A 915-nucleotide genomic window follows, 5' to 3' on the forward strand; every position below is an offset into this window, starting at 1 on the left:
TCAACGGAAGATATTGAACGTATTAAAGAAGAAAGCGAAGGTTCTCAAACGGATGAAGAGGAAAATTTAAAAGCCAGAACTCTTGATCTTCAGCGTGTTTGCAATCTCTTAATGAATCAATCATAAGAAGCGGAGGAAATTTCATTGGAGAATCGAAGCATTCTCTTCGGTTTTTTTGAAGACTGCTGGAAAAATGGAACTGTTTTGACCGTTGAAATGAAAAAGGCTGTTGAGAAAGGCCGCATCACACAAGCGGAATATGATGAAATTACAGAAAGCGAACGCGGTAATGCGTATCCCGATCAAGAGTAAGGAGTGAAAGGAATGCAAGAAATGACAAAAGAGCAACTTCAGGACCAGTTACAAATTGCAGCATATAAAGCTGCTTCCCTACAGCAGGAATTGAATCTGAAGAATAATGAGCTGGCCGAATATAAAGCGCTATACACGTTTGCAGATAATAAACGCGAGGAACTCGAAAAGCAATTAAACGCGACAGCAGCATCGAAAGAAAATAATAGTGAACCAGCACCTGTAACCGAATAGGTGTTTTTATTTTGCCTCGAAGGAGGTGATCAAAATGGAGGGAATACATGTGTGGATGAATTTTGAAAGCTTACAGATCGCAAGAACATATCTTTTCGGGGAGGTGAAATACCTTGACTTGCTTTTGATACTCAGCATCTTGGATGTCATCACCGGCATTATCAAAGCGTGGAAAATGAAGCAGCTCCGAAGCCGCAGCGCGTGGTTTGGATATGTGCGGAAGATGCTCAGTTTTATGGTGGTCATCGTCGCCAACATTATTGATACGATAACAAATTTGAACGGTGTTCTGACCTTTGGAACCGTTCTTTTTTATATCGCAAATGAGGGCCTGTCCATCACGGAAAACTTGGCACAGATCGGCGTTAA

Annotated in this window: 3 protein-coding genes; all 3 read left to right on the forward strand. The window is 41.4% G+C overall.

Features of this window, described 5'->3' with window-relative positions; all coding sequences use genetic code 11:
* The first annotated feature begins 144 nt into the window (after positions 1 to 144).
* Positions 145 to 312, forward strand: coding sequence for an XkdX family protein (locus BGM27_RS17145; protein WP_007408579.1), 168 nt, complete (start codon positions 145 to 147; stop codon positions 310 to 312).
* A gap of 12 nt (positions 313 to 324) precedes the next feature.
* Positions 325 to 546, forward strand: coding sequence for a hypothetical protein (locus BGM27_RS17150; RefSeq protein WP_007408578.1), 222 nt, complete (start codon positions 325 to 327; stop codon positions 544 to 546).
* Between the two features lie 34 nt (positions 547 to 580).
* The coding region (locus tag BGM27_RS17155) for a phage holin family protein (RefSeq protein ID WP_254122869.1) at positions 581 to 915 on the forward strand (335 nt) is incomplete at its 3' end.

This window comes from Bacillus sp. FJAT-27001, from assembly GCF_019039175.1.
Lineage (GTDB): Bacteria > Bacillota > Bacilli > Bacillales > Bacillaceae > Bacillus > Bacillus velezensis.